The following is a 2823-nucleotide window of genomic DNA, read 5'->3' as shown; positions in this document are numbered from 1 at the left end:
GATTTCTCTCGGGACATCTCAACTCCTACTTAGGTTTACATCCTCATTATACATTATTTATGATTTACAAATCATTTGCGATCGCTATAGTAGGATTTTTATCACCAATTCCTGGACGAGGTTGGTCTAAGGGTGGCAACTCTAATAACTCAAAATTCGTTGCATCCACTGTCGCAAATACTTTAATGACATCTACCCCTTCCTGATAATTTTTTGGTAATTCCATTTCTAAGCGAGTTTCTCTGGATTGTCCACGATCTACAACTTCATAAGGCGCACCTTTAGGATAGGATTTGACAATACTCAAATCCGCCTGAAGTATCAACGCAGAAATATTTAAAGTGCGATTGGATTCATTGTGAATTCGCACGACAACTCGTTCGCCTACTTCCAATACAGGAACATTACCATCAGCATTCAAAACTACCTGTTCGCGTTTTACTGATTTAATCACTTCCACCTTAAGTTTGCCATTTAACGGAGCAAAAGCATCCTCATTATCCATATCCAAAATAGTCTCATATCTGGCAACGTGGATTAAGCGATCGATTAGCTTTTTGCTAGCTTCAGGTTCATCTACTTTGATCGGAAACAGAAGATTTTTGATAGGTTCTTTATTCGCATCCCAAATCCAATATTCCCCTTCAGAATTCAGGGAAACAAAATAATCCACATTCTCCTCTTTCTCTGCTTCCGAACTGAATTCTATCCAGCGATGACCTTCAACTTGCTCTTTTTTTGCTTTGAGGATATCTGGCAGCATTGCCACATTTACACCAGAAATTTGCGGTAACGGGTCAGGCAGAATAACCCGAACTTTCCGAATTTGTTTCAACCCTGGACTCAAATAGACAGCAGGAGAACCAATTTCAATTATTCCTTCTCTTAATTTAGGAGTGAGTTCTCTGGTTGTAAATTCGTTGTGTAACCCCGTTACTTCGGCCCAACAGTCGGATGCTCCCAACTCTACAACTTTAACCGTAGCAATTCGCTGTTCGCTGTCCTCAAAATTCCACGTCCCGAATCGAAAAATATCGAATTCTGCCCCTTTTTTAAGAACGCTAGCTTCACCCATTTGCAATTGTACTCGGTTTTTAGGAACATCTACCTTCATCACTGGCACGGTGCGGGTAGTGCGGGTAAAAGGTACACTACGGAGAAGGGATGCGCCAGGAGTGAAGGAGACAGATTGACCGCCCAAAAAAGTGCGATTTGTCTCGCCTATCAACATCGGTGTTTGTCGGTCAAAGTCATTGTGAACTAGATTAGAAATGCGATCGTACAAGTCTTTAACAGGAATCTCTGTCCCCCGGTATTCTCGCAAAGCTTTTAATAAAAAATAAGTTAAAGCGCCGTTGCGTTCCGTCCCTTCAAAAATCTTTTCAATAGCCAATTCATTATCTCGGCAAGCTGCTATTAAGGTATAACCTTTCGGTTCTGGTAACAAACCATTGACGACGGTAATATTGCGACTATTTTCTGTTGAAGCTTGCCAATTTTGTGCTAGTTCCTGAAGCGGTGCAACTAAACTATCTGTAGGTCGGGAAGTGGTGTCAATAAAACCGCCACCGCGTACACTCCAGTCCTCTGTTTCCATTTCTCTAGTTGCGCCACCGGAATGACAGCTATCGAGTACCAGCGTTACAACTAACTCTTTTTCTACCATTGCTTCGAGGAGTTTTGCAAATTCTAAGTCTCGTAAATAGCGGGAATTTGGTTGACCGATATCAGTGGGAACTAAGGCTTCATCTAAAGTACCAAAACCTTTGATATTCTCATAAATTGTTTTCGCCCGTCCGCCGTGACCGGAGTAGTGAATATATACTCGGTCTTGAGGTTTGGCTTTGGCGGTTAGTTCTTTGAATTTGGCGACGATATTCTCATAGGTGGGTAAGAGTTCCGGGGGTTCTTGGGGTTGGTTGGGATTGTCGGAAGCAGTCGCGGTGAGTTTAATAATTTGGTCGGGTGTGAGGTTGAAGGTGTCTTTTAAATAGGTTTCGACGTGGTTGATATCTTGAACGCATCCTCGCAAGTTTTTGTAGTAGTTACCTTCTGGTAAGCGATGGGGAAAGTAGAAATTGATGCCGATGAGGAGGGCGTAGAAGTTGGGGGTTGGGTTTGTCATGGTTGTTGGGGGGTAAGGTTTGATAGTTATGTAGGTTTGAAGTAAAAAGTTTATGCCGTTTTTGACAGTGACTTGTAATTTTAAAGAAGTTGCCGGTTGCTAACCTATTAATTTCAAGGAATACCATCACACAGGTGCCGGTCACTGTCGCTAACATTGGGATTGTTCTGTAAGTAGGGACGTACCCAGTCACAACCGTGCTTGAGTAAATTATCAAAATCGAACTTCCACAACATTATTGTCTTGTCAGCGCTTGCAGAAGCCAATGTCTTGTCATCTGGACTAAATGCGACGCTATAGACCGAATCGCTATGGCCGGTGAGGGTAGGAAATTCTTTTTGGGTTTGCAGATTCCACAGTTTGATCGTGTTGTCAGCACTTGCAGAAGCCAAAATCTTGCTATCTGGACTCCATGCGACGCTATAGACCGAATTGCTATAGCCGGTGAGGGTTTTGATCTGTTTTTGGGTTTGCAGATCCCACAGTTTGATCGTGTTGTCAGCACTTGCAGAAGCCAAGGTTTTGCCATCAGCACTGATGGCAACACTGTTGACCCAATTGGGATGCCCGGTGAGGGTAGCGATGAGTTTTTGGGTTTGCAGATTCCACAGTAGACATCTCCAAAATAGTAACATTTTGTGGTACAAGAAGATCGTAAAGCTTTTTTGAGACAGAAACATGAGCGACATCCTGAATCA

General features: G+C 42.8%; 2 protein-coding genes. Both read right to left on the bottom strand.

Features of this window, described 5'->3' with window-relative positions; all coding sequences use genetic code 11:
* Positions 1-64 precede the first annotated feature (64 nt).
* Positions 65-2125 carry a caspase family protein gene (locus E5S67_RS31580; protein WP_172193380.1) on the bottom strand — a complete coding sequence of 687 codons (2061 nt, stop codon included), beginning with the start codon at positions 2123-2125 and terminating at the stop codon, positions 65-67.
* A gap of 113 nt (positions 2126-2238) precedes the next feature.
* Complete coding sequence (locus E5S67_RS31575; protein ID WP_246277086.1) at positions 2239-2760, bottom strand: WD40 repeat domain-containing protein; 522 nt, start codon at positions 2758-2760, stop codon at positions 2239-2241.
* Between the last annotated feature and the right edge of the window lie 63 nt (positions 2761-2823).

Source organism: Microcoleus asticus IPMA8 (assembly GCF_013179805.1).
GTDB classification, from domain to species: domain Bacteria; phylum Cyanobacteriota; class Cyanobacteriia; order Cyanobacteriales; family Microcoleaceae; genus Microcoleus; species Microcoleus asticus.
The sequence above is the reverse complement of the archived record's forward strand: the minus strand, read 5'-3'. Positions and strand labels throughout refer to the sequence as shown.

Coding starts and splice junctions, on each gene's coding strand:
- E5S67_RS31580 (WP_172193380.1), bottom strand. CDS start 2,125: ATGACAAACCCAACCCCCAACTTCTACGCCCTCCTCATCGGCATCAAT.
- E5S67_RS31575 (WP_246277086.1), bottom strand. CDS start 2,760: ATGTTACTATTTTGGAGATGTCTACTGTGGAATCTGCAAACCCAAAAA.